This window comes from Pimelobacter simplex, from assembly GCF_900114845.1.
Lineage (GTDB): Bacteria > Actinomycetota > Actinomycetes > Propionibacteriales > Nocardioidaceae > Nocardioides > Nocardioides simplex.
Genome location: NZ_FOUK01000003.1, coordinates 379,686 through 400,708, shown reverse-complemented (window position 1 = coordinate 400,708; position 21,023 = coordinate 379,686). Strand labels below are relative to the sequence as shown.

23 protein-coding genes are annotated in these 21,023 nt (G+C 74.8%); 18 read left to right on the top strand and 5 right to left on the bottom strand.

Annotated features, from left to right (window positions below; genetic code table 11):
• Position 1 precedes the first annotated feature (1 nt).
• From BM223_RS14635 to BM223_RS14575, 13 genes are all read left to right on the top strand, one after another.
• Complete coding sequence (locus tag BM223_RS14635) at positions 2–1,159, top strand: alpha-hydroxy-acid oxidizing protein (protein ID WP_038679290.1); 1,158 nt, start codon at positions 2–4, stop codon at positions 1,157–1,159.
• Positions 1,159–1,983, top strand: a complete 825-nt coding sequence (pyrF, locus tag BM223_RS14630; RefSeq protein ID WP_038679288.1) for an orotidine-5'-phosphate decarboxylase — start codon at positions 1,159–1,161, stop codon at positions 1,981–1,983. Before BM223_RS14635 ends, pyrF begins: the two co-directional genes overlap by 1 nt.
• A complete protein-coding gene (locus tag BM223_RS14625) occupies positions 1,980–2,453 on the top strand; it encodes a hypothetical protein (protein WP_038679286.1) in 474 nt (157 codons plus the stop codon). Before pyrF ends, BM223_RS14625 begins: the two co-directional genes overlap by 4 nt.
• Before the next feature lie 97 nt (positions 2,454–2,550).
• Positions 2,551–2,871 carry an integration host factor, actinobacterial type gene (gene mihF, locus BM223_RS14620; protein ID WP_038679284.1) on the top strand — a complete coding sequence of 107 codons (321 nt, stop codon included), beginning with the start codon at positions 2,551–2,553 and terminating at the stop codon, positions 2,869–2,871.
• On the top strand, positions 2,864–3,430 hold the full coding sequence (gene gmk, locus BM223_RS14615) for a guanylate kinase (RefSeq protein WP_038679282.1): 567 nt from the start codon (positions 2,864–2,866) through the stop codon (positions 3,428–3,430). Before mihF ends, gmk begins: the two co-directional genes overlap by 8 nt.
• Positions 3,431–3,438: 8 nt before the next feature.
• Positions 3,439–3,762, top strand: coding sequence for a DNA-directed RNA polymerase subunit omega (gene rpoZ, locus BM223_RS14610; RefSeq protein WP_038679281.1), 324 nt, complete (start codon positions 3,439–3,441; stop codon positions 3,760–3,762).
• Between the two features lie 13 nt (positions 3,763–3,775).
• Positions 3,776–5,005, top strand: a complete 1,230-nt coding sequence (coaBC, locus tag BM223_RS14605; protein ID WP_038679279.1) for a bifunctional phosphopantothenoylcysteine decarboxylase/phosphopantothenate--cysteine ligase CoaBC — start codon at positions 3,776–3,778, stop codon at positions 5,003–5,005.
• A gap of 79 nt (positions 5,006–5,084) precedes the next feature.
• The gene (gene metK, locus BM223_RS14600) at positions 5,085–6,284 is read left to right on the top strand and encodes a methionine adenosyltransferase (protein WP_038679278.1); all 1,200 of its coding nucleotides are present in this window, start codon (positions 5,085–5,087) and stop codon (positions 6,282–6,284) included.
• A gap of 263 nt (positions 6,285–6,547) precedes the next feature.
• A complete protein-coding gene (locus tag BM223_RS14595; RefSeq protein ID WP_038679276.1) occupies positions 6,548–8,596 on the top strand; it encodes a primosomal protein N' in 2,049 nt (682 codons plus the stop codon).
• Positions 8,597–8,693: 97 nt separating this feature from the next.
• The gene (gene def / locus BM223_RS14590; protein ID WP_038679274.1) at positions 8,694–9,239 is read left to right on the top strand and encodes a peptide deformylase; all 546 of its coding nucleotides are present in this window, start codon (positions 8,694–8,696) and stop codon (positions 9,237–9,239) included.
• Positions 9,236–10,162: a methionyl-tRNA formyltransferase gene (gene fmt, locus BM223_RS14585; protein ID WP_038679272.1), complete on the top strand. Its 927-nt coding sequence runs from the start codon at positions 9,236–9,238 to the stop codon at positions 10,160–10,162. The genes def and fmt overlap by 4 nt, the downstream gene beginning before the upstream one ends.
• A complete protein-coding gene (locus BM223_RS14580) occupies positions 10,159–11,514 on the top strand; it encodes an RsmB/NOP family class I SAM-dependent RNA methyltransferase (RefSeq protein WP_038679270.1) in 1,356 nt (451 codons plus the stop codon). The genes fmt and BM223_RS14580 overlap by 4 nt, the downstream gene beginning before the upstream one ends.
• 27 nt (positions 11,515–11,541) lie before the next feature.
• A complete protein-coding gene (locus BM223_RS14575) occupies positions 11,542–12,561 on the top strand; it encodes an LLM class flavin-dependent oxidoreductase (RefSeq protein WP_038679268.1) in 1,020 nt (339 codons plus the stop codon).
• A gap of 7 nt (positions 12,562–12,568) precedes the next feature.
• On the opposite strand, the gene BM223_RS14570 is transcribed toward BM223_RS14575, so the two are convergent.
• Positions 12,569–12,955, bottom strand: a complete 387-nt coding sequence (locus tag BM223_RS14570) for a MerR family transcriptional regulator (protein WP_038679266.1) — start codon at positions 12,953–12,955, stop codon at positions 12,569–12,571.
• A gap of 69 nt (positions 12,956–13,024) precedes the next feature.
• On the opposite strand from BM223_RS14570, the gene BM223_RS14565 reads away from it, so the two are divergent.
• On the top strand, positions 13,025–14,206 hold the full coding sequence (locus tag BM223_RS14565; RefSeq protein ID WP_052138689.1) for an MFS transporter: 1,182 nt from the start codon (positions 13,025–13,027) through the stop codon (positions 14,204–14,206).
• Here BM223_RS14565 and BM223_RS14560 read toward each other — a convergent pair.
• From BM223_RS14560 to BM223_RS14550, 3 genes are read right to left on the bottom strand one after another with little or no spacing between them, the layout of a single operon-like run.
• Positions 14,163–14,801: a hypothetical protein gene (locus tag BM223_RS14560; protein ID WP_038679264.1), complete on the bottom strand. Its 639-nt coding sequence runs from the start codon at positions 14,799–14,801 to the stop codon at positions 14,163–14,165. The genes BM223_RS14565 and BM223_RS14560 overlap by 44 nt on opposite strands.
• Positions 14,798–15,319 (bottom strand): SigE family RNA polymerase sigma factor, encoded by a 522-nt coding sequence (locus BM223_RS14555; RefSeq protein WP_038679263.1) that lies wholly within the window; start codon positions 15,317–15,319, stop codon positions 14,798–14,800. Before BM223_RS14555 ends, BM223_RS14560 begins: the two co-directional genes overlap by 4 nt.
• A gap of 48 nt (positions 15,320–15,367) precedes the next feature.
• A complete protein-coding gene (locus BM223_RS14550) occupies positions 15,368–16,096 on the bottom strand; it encodes an AAA family ATPase (protein WP_038679261.1) in 729 nt (242 codons plus the stop codon).
• 39 nt (positions 16,097–16,135) lie between these two features.
• Between BM223_RS14550 and BM223_RS14545 the strand changes: the two genes are divergently transcribed.
• Genes BM223_RS14545 through BM223_RS14530 form a run of 4 tightly spaced genes read left to right on the top strand, consistent with a single transcriptional unit; the run spans position 16,136 to position 19,357 of the window.
• Complete coding sequence (locus BM223_RS14545; RefSeq protein ID WP_038679259.1) at positions 16,136–16,687, top strand: NUDIX domain-containing protein; 552 nt, start codon at positions 16,136–16,138, stop codon at positions 16,685–16,687.
• A 21-nt stretch (positions 16,688–16,708) separates the two neighbouring features.
• On the top strand, positions 16,709–17,677 hold the full coding sequence (ligD, locus tag BM223_RS14540) for a non-homologous end-joining DNA ligase (RefSeq protein WP_038679258.1): 969 nt from the start codon (positions 16,709–16,711) through the stop codon (positions 17,675–17,677).
• Positions 17,678–18,133, top strand: coding sequence for a hypothetical protein (locus tag BM223_RS14535; protein ID WP_141267286.1), 456 nt, complete (start codon positions 17,678–17,680; stop codon positions 18,131–18,133).
• A gap of 9 nt (positions 18,134–18,142) precedes the next feature.
• Positions 18,143–19,357: a kynureninase gene (locus BM223_RS14530; RefSeq protein ID WP_038679255.1), complete on the top strand. Its 1,215-nt coding sequence runs from the start codon at positions 18,143–18,145 to the stop codon at positions 19,355–19,357.
• Here the strand turns inward: BM223_RS14530 and BM223_RS29015 are convergent.
• Entirely contained in the window at positions 19,354–20,997 is a 1,644-nt protein-coding gene (locus BM223_RS29015) for a SigE family RNA polymerase sigma factor (protein ID WP_052138688.1), read from the bottom strand. The two genes, BM223_RS14530 and BM223_RS29015, sit on opposite strands and share 4 nt — an antisense overlap.
• Positions 20,998–21,023: the final 26 nt, after the last annotated feature.

Below are 21,023 nucleotides of genomic sequence, written 5' to 3'. Positions count from 1 at the left end.
CATGAGCTTCGGCGACTACCAGCTGGAGCTCTACCTCGGCGCCCTCGGCGGCGTCCTGCCCGCGCACCCGTTCGACTACGCCGACCTCGAGGCGCGCGCGCTGGCGGCGCTGCCGCCCGAGCTGCGCACCTACGTCGCGGGCGGGGCCGGCGACGAGTCCACCCAGCGTGCCAACGTCGCGGCGTTCGAGCGCTGGGCCGTCGTGCCGCGGATGCTGCGCGCGCCGGCCGAGCGCGACCTGTCGGTCGAGCTCCTCGGCCGGACCCTGACGAGCCCGCTCCTGCTGGCTCCGGTCGGGGTGATCGGGATCTGCACGCCCGACCAGCACGGCGACGTCCACGCAGCCGAGGTCGCGGCGGCGACCGGCGTCCCGTTCATCGGCTCCACGCTGATGAGCGACCCGCTCGAGGTCGTGTCGGCCGCGGCCGGCGACGCGCCGAAGTGGTTCCAGCTCTACACGCCCAAGAACCGCGAGCTCGCCGAGAGCCTCGTCCGCCGGGCCGAGGCGGCCGGCTACGAGGCGATCGTCGTCACGCTCGACACGTGGGTACCGGGATGGCGCCCGCGCGACCTCGCCTCGGGCAACTTCCCGCAGCTGCGCGGCAAGGCGCTGGCCAACTACACCTCCGACCCGGTGTTCCAGGAGATGACCGGGCCGAACCCCGACCCGGGCACCGTGGTGATGACCTGGGCCGGCACGTTCGGCCACCCGGTCACCTGGGAGGACCTGCCGTGGCTGCGCTCGCTGACCGACCTGCCGATCGTGCTCAAGGGCATCTGCCACCCCGACGACGCCCGGCAGGCGCTCGACGCGGGCGTCGACGGCATCTACTGCTCCAACCACGGCGGCCGCCAGGCCAACGGCGGGGGAGCGGCGCTCGACTGGCTGCCCGACGTCGTCGCGGCCGTCGACGGCCGGGCGCCGGTGGTCTTCGACTCGGGCGTGCGCTCCGGCGCCGACGTCGTCAAGGCGGTCGCGCTCGGAGCCGACGCGGTCGCCATCGGGCGCCCCTACGCCTACGCCCTGGCGCTCGGCGGCGTCCCCGGCGCGGTCCACCAGATCCGCTCGATGCTCGCCGAGGCCGACCTGATCATGGCCGTCGACGGCTACCCGACCCTGGCCGACCTCGGCCCCGACGCCCTGCGGAGGACCTCCTGATGACCTTCGGTGCCCGACTCGTCGCCGCCGTCGCCGACCGCGGCCCGTTCTGCGTCGGCATCGACCCGCACGCGTCCCTCCTCCACGCCTGGGGGTACGACGACGACGTCGCCGGGCTCGAGCGGTTCGCGCTCGGCGCGGTCGAGGCGGTGGCTCCCCACTGCAGCGTGATCAAGCCGCAGTCGGCGTTCTACGAGCGCTTCGGCAGCCGCGGGGTCGCCGTCCTCGAGCGGGTGATCGAGGCCGGCCGCGCGGCGGGCGCGCTCGTGCTGCTCGACATCAAGCGCGGCGACATCGGCTCCACCTCGCAGGCCTACGCCGACGCCTACCTCGATCCGGCCTCGCCGCTGGCCTGCGACGCGGTCACGGTGAGCCCCTACCTCGGCTTCGGCTCGCTGCAGCCGTTCGTCGACACCGCGGAGAAGTTCGACGCCGGCCTGTTCGTCCTCGCCGCGACCTCCAACAAGGAGGGCCCCGAGGTGCAGGAGGCCGTCACCGGCGGGCGCACCGTCTCGGCCACCGTTCTCGACCACCTGCGCCGGCTCAACGCCGACGCGGTCCCGCTCGGCTCGTTCGGGGCCGTCGTCGGGGCCACGCTCGAGGACGACCGCGGCCTGGACCTCGCGTTCAACGGCCCCATCCTCGCCCCCGGGTACGGCGAGCAGGGCGGCACCACCGCCGACCTGCGCCGGATCTTCGGGGCCGGTGTCCGCAACGTCCTGGCCACCTCCTCCCGCGGCGTCCTCCGGCTCGGGCCCGACCCGGCCGCCCTCGCCGGCGCGGTGCGGCGCAGCAACGACGAGCTCCGCGAGCTGCTCGGGTGAGTCCGCGGAGCCGCCGGCTCGCCGCCGCGGCCGTCGTCGTGGCGGTCGCGCTCGTGGTGGGCTTCCTGTGGCTGCGGGGGAGCGGCGACGACGACCCGTTCGCGTCGTACTGCTCCGAGGTCGAGAACCGCCGCGAGCAGGTCGGTGCCGCGCTCGCGGCCGGCCCCGAGGTCGGCCTGATCCGGGCGCTGCCGAGCTTCGAGGCGCTCGAGGAGAAGTCGCCCGACGACATCCGGGCCGACTGGCAGCTCGTCGTCGCGCGGATCACCGACCTCGAGAAGGCGCTCTCGGACGCCGGGGTCGACGCCGCGACCTACGACCGCGAGGACCCGCCCGCGTCGGTGTCCGCCGACGACCGGAAGGCGATCGACACGGCCGCGGTCCGGCTGGGCTCGCGCGAGACCGCGGCGGCGCTGTCCCGGGTCCAGCAGCAGGCCCGCGACGTCTGCAAGACCCCGCTGAGCCTCTGAGCGTTCACCCGCGTTGCCGCCGCCGATCCCTTCTGGCTAGATTGGCCGACGGCGGCTCCGTCCGCCCCGCGACCACCCACCGAAGGACTCCGCACCCGTGGCTCTGCCTCCTCTGACCCCCGAACAGCGCCAGGCTGCGCTCGCGAAGGCAGCGGCCGCGCGCCGCGAGCGGGCCGAGGTGAAGAACCGGCTCAAGAACTCCGGCGCCTCGATCAGCGACGTGCTCGCGCAGGGCCAGGTCAACGAGGTCATCGGCAAGATGAAGGTGCTCGACCTCCTGCAGTCCGTGCCGGGCCTGGGCAAGGTCCGCGCCCGCCAGGTGATGGAGCGGCTCGGCATCGCCGAGTCCCGGCGGGTCCGCGGCCTGGGCGCCAAGCAGGTCGCCGCGCTGGAGCGCGAGTTCGCCGCCGGTGAGTAGCCGTCTGTTCGTCCTCGCCGGGCCCACCGCGGTCGGCAAGGGCACGGTCGCCGCCGCCGTCCGCGAGGAGCACCCCGAGGTCTACCTCTCGGTCTCCGCGACCACCCGGGCGCCGCGCCCCGGCGAGGTCGACGGCGTCCACTACCACTTCGTCGACGACGCCGAGTTCGACCGGCTGGTCGCCGAGGGCCAGATGCTCGAGTGGGCCGTCGTCCACGGCGTGCACCGCTACGGCACGCCGCGCGGACCGGTCGAGGCCGCGGTCGCCGCCGGTCGCCCGGCCCTGCTCGAGATCGACCTGCAGGGCGCGCGCCAGGTGCGCGAGACCGCGCCGGAGGCCGTCTTCGTCTTCCTCAAGCCGCCGTCCTGGGACGAGCTGGTGCGCCGGCTCGTCGGCCGGGGCACCGAGAGCGAGGAGGAGCGCGAGCGCCGGCTGGCCACCGCGCGCGACGAGCTGGCCGCCGAGGCCGAGTTCGACGTGACCATCGTCAACCGCGAAGTTAACGCTGCCGTCGATGAGTTGATAGCCTTGATGGTTGATTCCGTCCACGATCAGTGAGGACCTCTGTGTCTGCCCCGAACATCGCCGCTGAGGGTGTTACCAACCCGCCCATCGACGACCTGCTGTCCAAGACCGACAGCAAGTACAAGCTGGTCCTCTACAGCGCCAAGCGGGCGCGGCAGATCAACGCCTACTACTCCCAGCTGGGCGAGGGCCTGCTCGAGTACGTCGGCCCGCTGGTCGAGACCCACGTCCAGGAGAAGCCTCTCTCGATCGCGCTGCGCGAGATCAACGAGGACCTCCTGACCTGCGAGGACATCGACCCGTCCGAGCTCGTCGAGCCGGCTGCCGCGGCGGCCGCCCTGGCTCCCGCGGCCGACGCCGAGTGATCTGACGGCCCCCATGACCCGGCCCCGCGTGGTGCTCGGCGTCTCCGGCGGCATCGCGGCCTACAAGGCCTGCGAGCTGCTCCGTCACTTCACCGAGTCCGGTCACGACGTGACCGTGGTCCCCACCGCGGCCGCGCTGGAGTTCGTCGGCGCCCCCACCTGGGCGGCGCTGTCGGGCAAGCCGGTGTCGGCCGAGGTGTGGACGGGCGTGCACGAGGTGCCGCACGTCCGGCTGGGCCAGAGCGCCGACCTGGTGATCGTCGCCCCGGCGACGGCCGACCTGATGGCCAAGGCCGCGCACGGCCTGGCCGACGACCTGCTCACCAACACGCTCCTCACCGCCCGCTGCCCGGTCGTGCTGGCCCCGGCCATGCACACCGAGATGTGGGAGCACCCCGCGACCACCGCCAACGTCGCCACGCTGCGCTCCCGCGGCGTGATCGTGATCGAGCCGGCCGAGGGCCGGCTGACCGGGGCCGACACCGGCAAGGGCCGGCTCCCCGATCCCGACGAGATCTTCGAGGTCGCCCGCGACGTCCTGGCCCGCTCGCAGTCCGCGACGGTCACCGCCGTGCACGACCTCGCCGGGCGCCAGGTCGTCGTGTCCGCGGGCGGCACCCGGGAGCGGCTCGACCCGGTCCGCTTCCTGGGCAACCGCTCCTCGGGACGCCAGGGCTACGCGCTGGCCCGCGCCGCGGCCGCCCGGGGCGCCGAGGTCACCCTCGTCGCGGCCAACGTGGCGCTGCCCGACCCGGCCGGCGTCAAGGTGGTCCGCGTCGAGTCCACCGCCGAGCTGCGCGACGCCGTCCTGTCGGCCGCCGCGAGCGCCGACGCGGTGGTCATGGCGGCGGCCCCGGCCGACTTCCGGCCGGTGACCACCTCCGAGGTGAAGATCAAGAAGGCCGACGACGGATCGGCTCCGGCGATCACGCTGCAACAGAATCCCGACATCCTCAAGGAGATCTCGACCCACCGGGCCCGCCCGGAGTCGGTGATCGTGGGCTTCGCCGCCGAGACCGGCGACGCGACCGGCAGCGTGCTCGACCTGGCCCGCGCCAAGCTGGCCCGCAAGGGCTGCGACCTGCTCGTCGTCAACGACGTGAGCGGTGGCGCGGTCTTCGGGAGCACCGACAACGAAGCGGTGATCCTGGGCGCCGACGGGTCCGCGGTCGACGTACCGCACGGCTCGAAGTCGGCCCTCGCGCACCTCATCTGGGACCAGGTCGTCACCCGACTTTCCTGAGACTCCCAGGCATCACCTCGTGCCGTCCGTATCGTTGGACCACCGCCCATCCAGCCCCCAATCAGGAGTTCCCACCACCATGACCGGACGTCTGTTCACGTCGGAGTCGGTGACCGAGGGTCACCCGGACAAGATCGCTGACCAGATCAGCGACACCGTCCTCGACTACCTCCTCGAGCACGACCCCAAGAGCCGGGTCGCCGTCGAGACGCTGCTGACCACCGGTCTCGTCGTCGTGGCCGGCGAGGTCACCACCGAGGCCTACGCCCCGGTCGCCCAGCTGGTGCGCGACAAGATCCTCGAGATCGGCTACGACTCCTCCGCCAAGGGCTTCGACGGCAACTCCTGCGGCGTCCAGGTCGCGATCGGCGCCCAGTCGCCCGACATCGCCCAGGGCGTCGACACCGCCGAGGACGTGCGCCTGGGTGGCTCCTCCGACGAGCTCGACAAGCAGGGTGCCGGCGACCAGGGCCTGATGTTCGGCTACGCCTGCGACGACACCCCCGAGCTGTTCCCGCTGCCGATCAAGATCGCGCAGACGCTCGCCGAGCGCCTCACCGAGGTCCGCAAGAACGGCACGCTCGCCTACCTGCGTCCCGACGGCAAGACCCAGGTCACCATCGAGTACGACGAGGACGACCGCGCCGTGCGCGTCGACACCGTCGTGCTGTCCACGCAGCACGCCGAGGACGTCAGCCAGGAGCAGATCGCCGCCGACATCACGACGCACGTCATCGAGCCCGTGCTCGAGCAGTTCAAGACGAGCGTCCCGTTCGACGGCTACAAGCTCCACATCAACCCCACCGGCAAGTTCGTCGTCGGTGGCCCGATGGGCGACGCCGGCCTGACCGGCCGCAAGATCATCGTCGACACCTACGGCGGCATGGCCCGCCACGGTGGCGGCGCGTTCTCCGGCAAGGACCCGTCCAAGGTCGACCGCTCGGCCGCCTACGCCATGCGCTGGGTCGCCAAGAACATCGTCGCCGCGGGCCTGGCCCGTCGCGCCGAGGTCCAGGTCGCCTACGCGATCGGCGTCGCCAAGCCGGTCGGCGTCTTCGTCGAGACCTTCGGCACCGGCGTCGTCCCGGACGAGAAGATCCAGGCCGCCGTTCTCGAGGTCTTCGACCTGCGCCCGGCCGCCATCCTGCGCGACCTCGACCTGCGCCGCCCGATCTACGCCAAGACGGCCGCCTACGGCCACTTCGGCCGCGAGCTGCCCGAGTTCACCTGGGAGCGCACCGACCGTGCCGACGCCCTCAAGGCCGCCGTCGGAGCCTGACCACCCGGACACCCGCACGCCCGTCGTCCCGCTGGGGACGGCGGGCGTGTGCCGTCTCCCCCGAAGTGCGCCGGTTGCGGGCGCGAAGTGGACTGGTTGCGGGCGCGAAGTGGGGAGGTTGCGGGGGTGAGGCGCGGACGTTGCCGGGCGACCTGCACCTCGGACCCGCAACCGGCGCACTTCGCGCCCGCAACCTCCGGACCTCGGACCCGCAACCGGCGCACTTCGTGGTTGGATCGGGGGTCGCTGGTAGAACTGCCGCCATGACCCCGACCCCCGACGAGCCGGCGCTCGAGCTGCCGGGGCTCGTTCGCGACCGGGTCAAGGAGGGGCGGGCGAAGGCGGCGGCGACGCGGGCGCGCAAGGTCGCGGGGGCCGAGATCGCGGCGGTCGAGCCGGTGGCGCGGGTGGTGCTCGACGTGGCGCTGGCGCACCTCGACCGGGTGTTCGACTACGCGGTGCCGGCAGCGATGGCCGAGGGGGCGCGGCCGGGGACGCGGGTCAAGGTGCGGTTCGCGGGGCAGGAGGCCGACGGCTTCGTCGTGGCGCGCGCCGAGGCGTCCGACCACGACGGCACGCTCGTGCCGCTGCGGCGCCTGGTCAGTCCCGAGCCGGTGCTGAGCCCGGCCGTCGAGGCGCTGTGCCGGCGGGTGGCCGAGCGCTATGCCGGCGTCAGCGCCGACGTACGACGTCTCGCCGTGCCGCCGCGCCACGCGACCACCGAGCGCGAGCCCACGTCCCCCGAGCCGCCGCTCGACCACGACCCCGCGGCGGCCGACCGGGCGTGGGCGGCGTACCCGGCGGCAGCGCCGTTCCTGGCGCACGTCCGCGAGGGGCACGCGCCGCGGGCCGTGTGGGGAGCCGCGCCCGGCGACGACTGGCCGGCGATGCTCGCCCAGCTCGCTGCCGCGGCCCGCGCGGCGGGCCGGGGCGCGATCCTGTGCCTGCCCGACCACCGCGACGTCGCCCGGCTCGACGCCGCGCTCACCGACCTCCTGGGGCCGGGGCACCACGTCGCGCTCCACGCCGACCCCGGCCCGGCCAAGCGCTACCGCGAGTTCCTCGCGGTCAGCCGGGGCGCGCGGCGCATCGTCGTCGGCACCCGTTCGGCCGCCTTCGCGCCGGTCCACGACCTCGGTCTCGTCGTCATCTGGGACGACGGCGACGACCTCCACGCCGAGCCGCGGGCGCCGTACCCCCATGCCCGCGAGGTGCTGCTGCTGCGCGCCGAGCACGAGGGCACGGCGGCGCTCATCGGCGGCTTCAGCCAGACCGTCGAGGCGCACCACCTGCTCCGCACGGGCTGGGCCCGCGAGATCACGCTGCCGCGGGCGCAGGTGCGCGAGCGGGCGCTCATCGGCGTCAGCGGCGCCAGCGAGATCGCCCTGCTCCGCGATCCCAGCGGGGGCGGCGCGCGGGTGCCGCGCGAGGCCCACGACGCGCTGCGGTGGGGTCTCGAGCGCGGGCCGGTGCTGGTCCAGACGCCGCGCGCGGGCTACGTGCTCCGGCTGGCCTGCGAGCGCTGCCGGACGCCGGCCCGGTGCGGCGCCTGCGCCGGCCCGCTCGAGCTCACCGGGCCGACCACGCCACCGCGCTGCCGCTGGTGCGCGACCGAGGCACCGGCCTGGTCGTGCCCCGAGTGCGGGGCGGCCGGGCTCCGGGCGCCGATCGTGGGCGACGCCCGCACGGCCGACGAGCTGGGGCGCAGCTTCCCCAAGGTGCCGGTGCTGTCGTCGTCGGGCGACCAGGTCCGGTCCCGGGTCGGTGCCGAGCCACGGATCGTCGTCGCCACCCCGGGCGCCGAGCCCGTCGCCGAGGCCGGCTACGCGGTCGTCGTCCTGCTCGACACGTGGTGGGCGCTGGGCCGCGACAGCATGCGCGCGGGTGAGGAGGCGCTGCGCCGCTGGTGCAACGCCGTCGGCCTGCTCGGTGCCGGCGGGCGCGCACTGGCGGTCGGCGACCCGGCGCTGCCCGCGCTCCAGGCGCTCGTCCGCTGGGACCCGGCCGGCTTCGCCGCGCGCGAGGCGGGGGAGCGGCGCGAGGCCCGGCTGCCTCCGGCCGCTCGCATCGCGACCATCCGCGGGGCGCCGGGCGCGCTCGACGACGTCCTCACCCTGCTCGACCTGCCCGAGCCGGGTGAGGTGCTGGGCCCGGTGCCCACCCGCGACGACGACGTCGAGCGGGTCGTCGTCCGGGTGCCGCGGAGCCAGGGTGCCGACCTGTCCCGGGCGCTCGCCGAGGCGCAGCGGCTGCGCTCGGCACGCAAGCTCGAACCCGTCCGGATCCAGGTCGATCCCAGCGAGCTGCTCTGAGCGGCCGAGCGCGGCTCCGCCGCAGGGGAAGGCAGCAAGCTGCCTGGCGGGCGGCTCCCGCCGCGCTGCCGGCCAGGCGCCTCAGTAGGCTTGCGCAGTGGCTATCCGACCCATCCGCCTCTTCGGCGACCCGATCCTGCGCAAGCCGGCGATCGAGGTCGTCCACTTCGACGCCGAGCTGCGCCAGTTGGTCACCGACCTGACCGACACGATGCTCGAGGCACCCGGCGCCGGCCTGGCCGCGCCCCAGATCGGTGTCGGCCTGCGCGTGTTCACCTGGAACGTCGAGGGCGAGGTCGGCCACCTGGTCAACCCGCAGCTGAGCCTGTCCGACGAGACCCAGGACGGCCCCGAGGGCTGCCTGTCGCTGCCCGAGCTCACCTACGACTGCCTGCGCGCGCTCTCGGTGATCGCCACCGGCTTCGACATGCACGGCGAGCCGGTCACGATCGACGGCAGCGGCTACCTGGCCCGCGCGATCCAGCACGAGACCGACCACCTCGACGGCATCCTCTTCATCGACCGCCTCGACGACGCCGGCCGCAAGGCGGCGATGCGCGAGATCCGCCAGTCGGAGTGGTTCGGGCTCGAGAAGCCGACCATCCGGGTCTCGCCCCACGCGACGGGAGGCTTCGGCCGATGAGGGTCGTCTTCGCCGGCACCCCCGAGGTCGCCGTCCCCGCGCTCGACGCGATCGCCGCGTCCCCCCACGAGCTGGTCGGCGTGGTCACCCGCCCCGACGCGCCCTCGGGCCGCGGCCGCAAGCTCACCCCCAGCCCGGTCGCCCAGCGGGCCGCCGATCTCGGCGTCCCGGTGCTCAAGCCGGAGCACCCGCGCGAGCCGGAGTTCCAGGAGGCGCTGCGCGCGCTGCGCCCCGACTGCTGCCCGGTCGTGGCCTACGGCGCCCTCATCCCGCAGAGCGCGCTCGACATCCCCGAGCACGGCTGGGTCAACCTGCACTTCTCGGTGCTGCCGGCCTGGCGCGGCGCGGCGCCCGTCCAGCACTCCCTCTGGGCCGGCGACGAGTACACCGGCGCCACGACGTTCCGGATCGTCAAGGAGCTCGACGCCGGGCCGACGTTCGGCGTGATGACCGAGCGGATCCGCCCGACCGACACCGCCGGCGACCTGCTCACCCGGCTCGCCGAGGGCGGCTCGGGCCTGCTGGTGGCGACGCTCGACGGCATCGCCGACGGCTCGATCGAGGCGCGCGAGCAGCCCACCGACGGGATCAGCCTGGCGCCCAAGATCTCGGTCGAGGACGCCCGGGTCGACTGGTCCGAGCCCGCGGTGGGCGTCGACCGCCGGATCCGGGCCTGCACGCCCGGCCCCGGCGCCTGGACGACGCTCGACGGCGACCGGGTCAAGCTCGGCCGGGTCGAGATCGTCACCGACGGCCCGGACCTCGCGCCCGGCGCGATCCAGGCCGGCAAGAACGAGGTCCTCGTCGGGACGGCGTCCGCCCCGGTGCGGCTCACCGACGTCAAGGCGTTCGGCAAGAAGCAGATGGGCGCCGCCGACTGGGCGCGCGGGGTACGACTGCCCGAGACCGCGAGCTTCGAGTGAGCGGCCGCGGCCGGCAGCGGGTCGATCCCGCGCGGGTCGCGGCGCTCGACGTGCTGCGGGCGGTCCGGGTCGAGGACGGCTACACCAACCTGGTGCTGCCCGCCGTCCTCGCCCAGCACGGCCTGGGCGGGCGCGACGCCGCCTTCGTGACCGAGCTGGCCGCGGGCACGATCCGTCGCCGGGCGACCTACGACGCGGTGCTCGCCGCGTGCATCGACCGGCCGCTGCGCAAGGTCGAGTCCGCGGTGCTCGACGCGCTGCGGCTCGGCACCCACCAGCTGCTCGGCATGCGGGTGCCTGCGCACGCCGCGATCAGCACGACCGTCGACCTGGTCCGGGCCAAGGTCAGCCACGGCGCGGGCGGCTTCGCCAACGCCGTCCTGCGCAAGGTCTCGGCGCGCGACCTCGACGGCTGGCTCGCCGCGGTCGCTCCCGACGCCGGGTCCGACCCGCACGGGCACCTCGCGGTGGCCGAGAGCCACCCGCGCTGGGTGGTCGACGCGCTCGCCGAGGCGGTCGGTGAGGACGACGTGGCCGCGCTCCTGGCGGCCGACAACGTCCCGCCGCGGGTGACGCTGGTCGCCCGCCCCGGACGGGCGAGCCGTGACGAGCTGCCCGGTGCGCCGACCCCCTACTCGCCGTACGGCGTGACGCTCGACGGCGGCGACCCGGCCGGAGTGCCGGCCGTCGCCGACGGGCGCGCGGGCGTCCAGGACGAGGGCTCCCAGCTCGTCGCGCTGGCGCTCGCGAACGCCGCCGTGACCGGCCGCGACGAGCGGTGGGTCGACCTGTGCGCCGGTCCCGGCGGCAAAGCGGCGCTGCTCGCGGCGCTGGCCGCCGAGCGCGGCGCGGCGCTGACCGGCGTCGAGCTGCACCACCACCGGGCCCGCCTCGTCGCCCGCGCCGCTGCCGCGGGGCCCGGCCTGGCCGGCGTCGTCCAGGCCGACGCCACCCGGGCGCCGTTCGCCGACGCGAGCGCCGACCGGATCCTCCTCGACGCGCCCTGCACCGGCCTCGGCGCGCTGCGCCGGCGTCCCGAGGCGCGCTGGCGGCGGACGCCGGGCGACCTGGCCGAGCTCGTCACCCTCCAGCGGGCCCTGCTCGCCGAGGCGGCGCGGGTGCTGCGGCCCGGGGGAGCGCTGCTCTACGCGACGTGCTCGCCGGTGCTCGCCGAGACCGCCGAGGTCGTCACCGCGATCCTCGACGCCCACCCGCAGCTGCGGCTCGACGACGTGCGGGGCAGCCTGCCCGCCGTACCGGACGCCGAGGGGCCGCTGCCCGGCACCGTCCAGCTCTGGCCGCACCGGCACGGCACGGACGCGATGTTCCTCGCCCTGCTCAGGCGGGAATGACCCGAGATGGTTGACGGTTCAACCAGTGTGAAGAAGATCGGATTCCTCTCCTTCGGCCACTGGACGCCCAGCCCGCACTCGCAGGTGCGGACGGCCTCCGACGCGCTGCTCCAGTCGATCGACCTCGCGGTCGCGGCCGAGGAGCTCGGCGCCGACGGCGCGTACTTCCGGGTGCACCACTTCGCCCGGCAGCTCGCCAGCCCCTTCCCCCTGCTCGCCGCGATCGGCGCCCGGACCAGCCGGATCGAGATCGGCACCGGGGTGATCGACATGCGCTACGAGAACCCCCTGTACTTCGCGGAGGACGCCGGCGCGGCCGACCTGATCTCCGAGGGCAGGCTCCAGCTCGGCATCTCGCGCGGGTCACCGGAGCAGGTCGTCGACGGCTGGCGCTACTTCGGCTACGGCCCCGGCGAGGGCGAGACCGAGGCGGACATGGCCCGCCGGCACACCGAGGTGCTGCTCGACGTCCTCAAGGGCGAGGGCTTCGCCCAGCCGAGCCCGCGCCCGATGTTCGCCAACCCGCCCGGCCTGCTGCGCCTCGAGCCCCACTCCGAGGGCCTGCGCGACCGGATCTGGTGGGGTGCGGCCTCCAACGGCACCGCCCGCTGGGCCGCCGGGCTCGGCATGAACCTGATGAGCTCGACGCTCAAGGAGGACGAGAGCGGCCAGCCGTTCCACGTCCAGCAGGCCGACCAGATCCGCGAGTTCCGCGCGGCCTGGGCCGAGGCGGGTCACGCGCACGCGCCGCGGGTCTCGGTGAGCCGCTCGCTCTTCCCGCTGGTCACCGACGAGGACCGGGCCTACTTCGGCACCGGCCGCGACGAGTCCGACCAGGTCGGTCAGATCGACAACATGCGCGCGATCTTCGGCCGCACGTACGCCGCCGAGCCGGACGCGCTCGTCGAGCAGCTGCGCGAGGACGAGGCCATCGCCGAGGCCGACACGCTGCTGCTGACGGTCCCCAACCAGCTCGGCGTCGACTACAACGCGCACGTGCTGGAGTCGGTGCTCACCCACGTGGCGCCGGCGCTCGGCTGGCGCTGACGCCGGGTCAGGCGGAGGCGGGCGCAGGTGCGGGCGCGACCTGCGCCCGGGTCTGGTCGAGGAAGCGGTGGATCGTGTCGCGGCTGCGGCTCAGGCAGGCGATCCGCTTCTCGAGGCCGTCGAGCTCGGCAGCGAGGAGCGCGGCGACCTCGGCCGGGCAGGTCGGCTCCTCGCGGGCGCAGGCCTCCTCGGCGTCCATGAGCACCTTGACGAGCCGGGTCGGGATGCCGGCCTGGACCAGGCCGGCGACCCGCTCGACCCGCTCGACGTGGGCCTCGCCGTAGTCGCGGTAGCCGTTGGGCTGCCGGTCGGCGGTGAGCAGGTCCTGCTGCTCGTAGTAGCGGATCAGGCGCGGCGCGACCCCCGTGCGCGCCGCCAGCTCGCCGATCTTCATGTCTGCTGCCTCACCTTCGCGTGAAGAGACCTTGACATTGACATCAGTGTCAAACTCTAGCGTCGAAGCATGACGCTCACCAGTACCCCCGAACCCGCCACCACCGAGCCGGGTGCCGCCGCGCTGCCCTGGCCCGCCCTCCTCGTCCTCGGCGGCGCGACGCTGGTGATGGTCACCGGCGAGATGCTGCCCACGGCCGTGCTCGGGCCGATGAGCCGCGGGCTCGGGGTCACCGAGTCGGCCACCGGGCTGCTCGTCAGCCTGTGGGCGGCGGTCGTGGTCGTGGCGAGCTTCCCGCTCGTGCGGCTGACCCGGCGCTGGCCGCGGCCGCTCGTCGTCGCGGGCAGCCTGGTCGCCTTCGCGGTGGCGGCCGCACTCACCGCCCTCGCGCCGTCGTACGGCGTGGTGCTGGCGGGGCGCACCCTCGGCGCGGCGTCGGTCGGTCTGCTCTGGTCGACGGTCAACGCGCACGTCGCGGACCTCGTCCCGGACCGCCTGCTCGGCCGCGCCACCTCCGTCGTGCTCGGGGGCGCCACGCTGGGCCTCGTGCTCGGGACGCCGGTCGGGCGGCTGGTCGCGGACCTGGCCGGCTGGCGGGCGTCGTTCGCGCTGCTGGCCGTCGCGAGCCTGGCGATGGCCGTGCTGGTCCTGCGGCTGGTTCCCGCCGCACCGGCCGCCGACCCGGGCGTGACGGCGAGCGGTGCGGGCGGATCGTCGCTGCGCCCGATGGTGGTGATCACGCTGCTGGTCGCGCTGGTGCTCGTCGGGCACTACGGCGCGTACACCTTCATCACCCGCCTGGCCGGCCCGCCGGCGCTGGTGCTCCTGGTCTTCGGGCTGGCCTCGGCGCTCGGCGTGGTGGTGGCCGGTCGCGCGGACCGGACCGGGCTCGCGATGGTCGTCGCGACCGCCGTGACCGCGGCGGCGATCCTGGCCGTCGCGGGGACCGGCAGCCTGGCGCTCGTCGTGGTCTGGGGCGTGGCCTCCGGCGCGCTCCCGCCGCTGGCCCAGACGCTGGTGCTGCGCCTCGCCGGTCCCGCGCACCGCGGGCTGGCCGGCGCGCTCATCCCGGTGCTGTTCAACGGCGGGATCGCGGTCGGTGCCGCCCTCGCCTCCGGCGTCGTCGCGCGGTACGGCGTGGGCGGCCTCGGACTCCCCGCCGCGGCGCTCGTCGCGGCCGCCGCGGCGGGTCTGGCGGCGGCGACGCTCAGGGGCGGTCCCAGCGCGGCGCGAGGTGCAGCCCGTCGATGAAGGCCTGCAGCGGCGTGGGGCCAAGCCCGTCAGCGCCGGCGCCTCCTTGCACGGTCACGAAGTAGTTGCCGTGCACGGGGCTGGTCCACAGCGTCGACGGGTCGGCGCCCTTGTCGGGCTGGCCCGCCCAGGCGGCGTGGTCCTCGGCCGGGCGGACGACGACCGACAGGTTGCCGCCCCGGGTGCTCGTGCACCAGGCCTTGTCGTCGACCGGGAAGTACTCGCAGGTCCAGCCCGCCAGGTCGAGCGTGAACGGCAGCGCCGGGTCGCCCGGCGCGCCGACGTCGTGGCTCTGCTGGTCGCCGGGCGTCGGCGTCGCGGTCACCGTGGCGGTGGCCGACGGCGTCGGCGTGGTGGCGACGGTGCCGTCGCGGGCGGTCGTGCCGCCCCCGGACAGGAGGCCGGCGGTGACGGCAACCGCCGTAACGCCGAGGACGGCGCCGGCCGCGGCTCCGGCCCGGCGGCGCCGGCGGCCCCGGATGCCGGCGCGCAGGGAGGACTGGGCGAGGTGCTCCAGGTCGGGGCGCTCGTCGCGCAGCCGCTCGCGCAGGGCGGTGCTGAGGCGGGGGTCGTGGTTCGGGTCGGTGTCGGTCACGGGTGGGTCCTCTCGGCGTGGGGTGCGATCAGGGGGCGCAGCCGCAGCAGGGCGCGGCGCGCGCGGGTCCGCACGGCGGACTCGCTGATCCCGAGATCGGTGGCGGTGTCGGCGACGCTGCGGTCCTCCCAGTAGCGGAGGACGACGACGGCGCGGTCGAGCGGGGACAGTCCGGCGAGCGCGGCGAGGAGGTCGACGCGCGCACCGGGATCGGGATCGGCCCCGGCCGGTGGGCCCAGGTCGGCATCGGTCAGCTCGCTCGGGTGCTCGCTGCTGCGGCGCAGCCGGCGGTGGGACAGGAAGGTGTTGAGCAGCGTCGTGCGTGCGTAGGCGAGCGGGCTGTCGGCCGCCTGGACGCGGCGCCAGTGCACGAACACCTTCGCGTACGTCGCCTGGGTCAGGTCCTCGGCGAGGTGGTGGTCGCCGGTCAGGAGCATCGCCGCATGGTGGAGCTGGGTGCCGCTCGACCGCACGAACGCGGTGAACTCCTCGGCCTGCCGGTCTGCCTTCACACCCATCTGACGCCCCAGGTGGGCGGGCGCGTGACAGCCGATCTCACATCGGCCTCAGTCGAGGACGTGGCGCAGGTAGCGCTGCGGGTCGTCGAGGTAGCGACGCCAGTGCTGGACGAGGTCGAGCTCGGCCCACGTGGTGCGGTGCAGGCCGGCGTCGCCGACCTCGAGGATCGTGGCGCCCGGCATCGCCGCGAGCACGGGCGAGTGGGTCGCGCACAGCACCTGCCCGCCCTCGCCGACCACGCGGTCGAGCACCGAGATCAGCCCGAGCGTCGAGGAGAACGACAGCGCGGCCTCGGGCTCGTCGAGGCAGTAGAAGCCGGGGGAGTCGAAGCGGGTGCGGAGCAGCTCGAGGAAGGACTCGCCGTGGCTCATCTCGTGGTACGCCGCGTCGCGGTTCTCGGCCCAGGGGACCCGGTTGCTCTCGAGGAAGCTGTACCAGCCGTGCATCGTCTCGGCGCGCAGGAAGAAGCCCCACCGGGCCGCGCCGATGCCCCGCTGGAGCCGCAGCGCCGTGTGCAGCGGCGACTCGGTGGGCCGGGTGCTGTGGTGGCCCTGCGCGGTGCCGCCCTCGGGGGAGAGGCCGAAGGCCACCGCGATCGCCTCGACCAGCGTCGACTTGCCGGAGCCGTTCTCGCCGACCAGGAAGGTCACCCCCTTGGGCAGGTCCAGGCCCTCGCGGACGACCTGGGCCACCGCCGGCACGGTCATCGGCCAGGCGCGGGCGTCGAGGCGCTCGTCGGCCTCGACGCGTACGACGGGCGGCTGATCGAAGTCCACGCCGTCACCGTAGCGACGGGGTCCGACTACGGTGGTGTGATGAGCGCGAGCCGCTGGAAGCGCACGTCGAGCCGGGTGGTCTACGAGACGCCGTGGATCCGGGTCCGCGAGGACGAGGTCGTGCAGCCGGACGGCGGCCAGGGGATCTACGGTGTCGTCGAGGTGCGCTCGACGGCGGTCTTCGCGGTGGCGCTCACCGACGACGACGAGGTGTTGATGGTCGAGGTCGACCGCTACCCGACGGGCGATCCGGACTCTCTCGAGGTCCCCGCCGGCGGCAGCGACGGCCAGGACCCGCTGGTCGCCGTGCAGCGCGAGCTGCGCGAGGAGACCGGGTTCGCGGCGGCGGACTGGCGCGAGATCGGCCGGATGAACGCCTTGATCGGCGTCGCGGACGCGCCCCAGGTGGTCTACCTGGCGCGCGGGCTGACGTACGTCGGCGGCGAGGAGCACGCGGCCGACGGGATCGTCGGCCTGCGCCGGGTGCCGCGCGCCGAGATACCGGACCTCATCGTGGGGGGTGCGATCGCGGACGCGTCCAGCCTGGCGGCGCTCCTGCTCGCGCTCGTCGCGTCGCCGGACGTCGTCTGAGGGGTTCGGTACTGTCGCGCCATGGCGTCCCCCGCGGTCGAGATCGAGGTCGAGAGCCGGGTCGTGCGGGTGAGCAACCCCGACCGGGTGTACTTCCCGGAGATCGGCGCGACGAAGCTCGACCTGGTCGAGTACTACCTCGCGGTCGGTGACGGCATCGTCAACGCCCTGTGGGAGCGCCCGTGCATGCTGCACCGCTTCCCCAAGGGGCTCGACGGCGACAAGGTGCACCAGAAGCGGCTGCCCGCGGGCGCGCCCGACTGGGTCGAGACCGTCCAGCTCTTCTTCCCCCGGTGGAAGCGGACCGCCGACGAGCTCTGCGTGACCGAGCTGGCGTCGGTGATCTGGGCCGTCCAGATGTCGACGGTCGAGTTCCACCCCTGGAACAGCCGGCGCGGCGCGACCGAGCAGCCCGACGAGTGGCGCATCGACCTCGACCCCGGCCCGGCCTCGACGTACGACGACATCCGCCGGGTCGCCCACGTCGCCCACGAGGTGCTCGACGAGCTGGGCGCCGTCGGCTATCCGAAGACCAGCGGCAGCAAGGGCCTGCACGTCTACGTCCGGATCAAGCCCGAGCTCGACCACAAGGGCGTACGACGGGCGGCGCTCGCCTTCGCGCGCGAGGTCGAGCGGCGCGCGCCCCAGCTCGTCACCACGACCTGGTGGAAGAAGGACCGCGACCCGGCCGCGGTGTTCGTCGACTACAACCAGAACGCCCGCGACCACACCATCGCGGCGGCGTACTCGGTGCGCGGGCTGCCCGACGCCCGCGTCTCGACACCCATCCGCTGGGACGAGATCGACGACGCCGACCCGCGCGACTTCACGATCCGCACGGTGCCCGCGCGGTTCGCCGAGCTCGGCGACCTGCACCACGACATCGACGACCACGTCTTCGACCTCGCGCCGCTGGTGGCGTGGGCCGATCGGGACGATCTGCCGGATGAGGGCGACGAGGGCGGCGAGAGCGCAGAGGGCGCGGAGTAGGTGGCCCGGGTCCGTCTGCTGAGGCGCCGTCTCGAACGTGCCGCGCGGTTGGTCGCCGCCGTCGTGCTCGGGCTGTGCGCGCTGGTCCTCGTCGCCGTGGGCGCTGTCGAGTGGCACGACCGGAACCTGCCGCGCCACTGGGGCACGTTCACCGAGACGTCGACCGTCTGCGACGGCGGCCCGCGCCGGGGGTGCACCGTGACCGGGACGTGGGTCAGCGAGGACGGCTCGATGGTGAAGGCGGACATCGAGCTGGACGGCACCGTCGAGCCGGGGCGCTCGGTGCGGGCGGTGTACCAGCCGGGTGGCGGCCGGGGGGACGACGCCGACAACATCGTGCACACGGCGCCCTGGGCGAACGCCGGGCTGTGGGTGCCGTTCGTGCTCGCCGTCGCGGTGGCCGTCGGCGCGTGGCGTGTCGGGCGGCGGTCCCCTCAGGTCCTGCCCGCGGAGTAGGTTGCGAGGGTGACGCAGACCTCGCTCGACGCCGCGGCGCTCGACGCCGCCGACCCGCTCGCCGCCCACCGGGACCGCTTCGTCGGCGCGGCCGGCCCCGTCGTCTACCTCGACGGCAACTCGCTCGGCCGCCCGCTGCGGTCGACGGCGGCGCGGATGACCGCGTTCGTCGAGGAGGAGTGGGGTGGCCGGCTGATCCGCGGGTGGGACGAGCGCTGGTTCGAGCAGCCGCTCACCCTCGGTGACCGGCTGGCCGAGGTCGCGCTCGGCGCGGGGCCCGGGCAGACCGCCGTCGGCGACTCGACGACGGTGCTGCTCTACAAGATGGTCCGCGCGGCGGTGGCCGCGCGGCCGGGACGGCGCGAGATCGTCGTCGACCGCGACAACTTCCCCACCGACCGGTACGTCGTCGAGGGCGTCGCGCGCGAGTGCGGGCTCACCGTCCGCTGGCTCGACGTCGACCCCGACGGGGGCATGACGACCGACGACCTGGCAGCCGTGCTGGGCCCCGACACGGCGCTGGTCGTGGTGAGCCATGTGGCCTACAAGTCCGGCTACCTGGCCGACGTCGCCGCGCTCACCCGCCTCGCCCACGACGCGGGCGCCTGGATCCTCGTCGACCTCTGCCACTCGACCGGCGCGGTCCCGGTCGCGCTCGACGCGTGGGAGGTCGACGTCGCCGTCGGCTGCACCTACAAGTACCTCAACGGCGGTCCGGGCGCGCCCGCGTTCGGCTACGTCGCGGCCCGCCACCTCGCCGACGGCACGTTCGCGCAGCCGGTGCAGGGCTGGATGGGTGCGGCCGACTCGTTCACCATGGGGCCGTCGTACGCGCCGGCGACCGGCATCCGCCGCCTCCTCAGCGGCACCCCGCCCATCGTCGGGATGCTCGGCCTCGCCGACATGGTCGAGCTGGTCGCCGAGGCCGGCATCGAGGCGGTCCGGGCCAAGTCCGTCGCGCTCACCGAGTACGCCATCGCGCTCGTCGACCGCGACCTGCCCGATGTCCGCCTGGCGTCGCCGCGCGACCCCGCCGTCCGGGGCGGGCACGTCACGCTCGCGCACCCGCGGATGCGCGAGGTCACCGCCGTGCTGTGGGAGCGGGACGTGATCCCGGACTTCCGGATGCCCGACGGGCTGCGGCTCGGGCTCTCGCCGCTGTCGACGTCGTTCGCGGAGGTGGCCGAGGGCGTGGCGGCGATCCGGACGGCGCTCGACGGCTAGTCGCCCGTCCCGTCGGCGGCCACCCAGCGGTCGCCGTCGTCGGTGCGGAAGACGCCGCCCAGGGTCGTGAGGTAGGTCGTGTCGCCGACGACGAAGCTCGGACCGGTCACGACGCTCTGGGGCGGCCCGTGCGAGGTGGACTCGTCACCGTCGGGGGAGACGATCCACCCGTCGAGGTTCTCCTTGAGGACGGCGACCCGGCCGCCCGCGATCGGGACGACGGCCGTGGGTGCCTCGATCGGGAGGTGGAGGTACGGCGCCGCCTGGTCGTCGCCTGGGGTCCAGCGGTAGAGGGTCTGGTCGTTCCCGCACAGCGCGAGCACCGCGCCGCCACTCGGGTAGAGGGCATCCTCGCTGTCGCACCGGAAGGCGACGGGCGTCCAGGTCCGGCCCCGGTCGGTGGTCGCCGCGGCCCCGTTGCCGGCGCCCTCGTAGGTCAGCAGCAGCGCGTCGCCGGCCACGGCGAGCGATCCGGGCTGCCGTCCGTCGGGCAGCGGAACGACCTCGCCGCGGTCGCTGCCCGCGGGGAACCAGCGCAGCACCTCCTCGCCGGCGGTGGCGACCCAGGCGCCGTCGTCCTGGGCGACCACCTGGACGCCGGCGAAGCTGATGCCGTCACGCTGCGGTGCGGGGAGGCGGAGCGGCGTCCAGGTGGCGCCGCCGTCGGTGGTGGTGACGACCCGGCTGGGGTCGGTGGTGAGCTCCAGGCCCGGGAGGGCCCACCCGGAGGTGGTGATCGCCCAGCCGTGCTCGCCGTCGGGGGCGAACGTGAGCCCGAGGACGCGGGCGTCGTCGAACACGTGCACCCGGCGCCAGGCGCCGTCGTCGTAGCGATGGAGCACCGTGCACCCGCAGTCGGGCGGCGCCGCGGCCGCGAAGGCGGCCTTCTCGGTGATCGCGATCTGCTGGACGTCCTCGGGCCACTCGGCGCGGTCGAGGCCGCGCAGGTCGTGGCGTCCGGTGGGGGACGGCGGTCCGTCGCTGCCCCGCAGGCCGAGGACCGCGCCGACCGCGACGAGGGCGATGACGAGCGCCCCGGCGCCCACCGCGGCCGCGCGGCGCCGGGCCTGCTGGCGCCGGCGGACGCCGTCCCGGACCTGGCCGGCGACCTGCTCGGGGTCGGCTGGCGTCATGTCGGCGAACGTCGGCAGCTGCTCCCGCAGGACGGCGAGCGCGCGGTGGGCCTGGCTCTTGACCGTGCCGACCGAGCAGCCGAGCACCTCGGCGGTCTGCGCCTCGGTGAGGTCCTCGTAGTAGCGCAGGGCGATCACGGCGCGCTGGCGCGGCGGGAGCCGGCGGACGGCGGCGAACAGCTCGTGGTCGTGGGGCCGGTCGGCGGAGGCCGAGGCCGGGGGTGCGTCGGGGAGCTCGGGCAGGAGACGCTCGCGGCGCAGCTTGCGCCACACCGAGATGCTGCGGTTGACCATGGCCCGCCGGACGAAGCCCTCGGGGTCGTCGAGCTTGCGCCAGCGGGGCAGGGCCCGCTCCAGGGCGTCCTGCACCAGGTCGGCACCGCGCTGCTCGTCGCCGGTCAGCGCGCGGCCGAGCTTGAGGAGCTGCGGCAGGCGGGCGGCCACGAACGCGTCGAACGCGGTGTCGTCGCGATCGGCGGGCAGGGTGTCCGTCAGCAGTGGCTCCACGACCCGAGGACGCACGAGCGCGGCAG

Coding starts and splice junctions, on each gene's coding strand:
- BM223_RS14555 (WP_038679263.1), bottom strand. CDS start 15,319: ATGGGTGTGAAGGCAGACCGGCAGGCCGAGGAGTTCACCGCGTTCGTG.
- coaBC (WP_038679279.1), top strand. CDS start 3,776: ATGACCCGGCCCCGCGTGGTGCTCGGCGTCTCCGGCGGCATCGCGGCC.
- BM223_RS14595 (WP_038679276.1), top strand. CDS start 6,548: ATGACCCCGACCCCCGACGAGCCGGCGCTCGAGCTGCCGGGGCTCGTT.
- BM223_RS14565 (WP_052138689.1), top strand. CDS start 13,025: ATGACGCTCACCAGTACCCCCGAACCCGCCACCACCGAGCCGGGTGCC.
- ligD (WP_038679258.1), top strand. CDS start 16,709: ATGGCGTCCCCCGCGGTCGAGATCGAGGTCGAGAGCCGGGTCGTGCGG.
- pyrF (WP_038679288.1), top strand. CDS start 1,159: ATGACCTTCGGTGCCCGACTCGTCGCCGCCGTCGCCGACCGCGGCCCG.
- BM223_RS14570 (WP_038679266.1), bottom strand. CDS start 12,955: ATGAAGATCGGCGAGCTGGCGGCGCGCACGGGGGTCGCGCCGCGCCTG.
- BM223_RS14635 (WP_038679290.1), top strand. CDS start 2: ATGAGCTTCGGCGACTACCAGCTGGAGCTCTACCTCGGCGCCCTCGGC.
- fmt (WP_038679272.1), top strand. CDS start 9,236: ATGAGGGTCGTCTTCGCCGGCACCCCCGAGGTCGCCGTCCCCGCGCTC.
- BM223_RS14545 (WP_038679259.1), top strand. CDS start 16,136: ATGAGCGCGAGCCGCTGGAAGCGCACGTCGAGCCGGGTGGTCTACGAG.
- metK (WP_038679278.1), top strand. CDS start 5,085: ATGACCGGACGTCTGTTCACGTCGGAGTCGGTGACCGAGGGTCACCCG.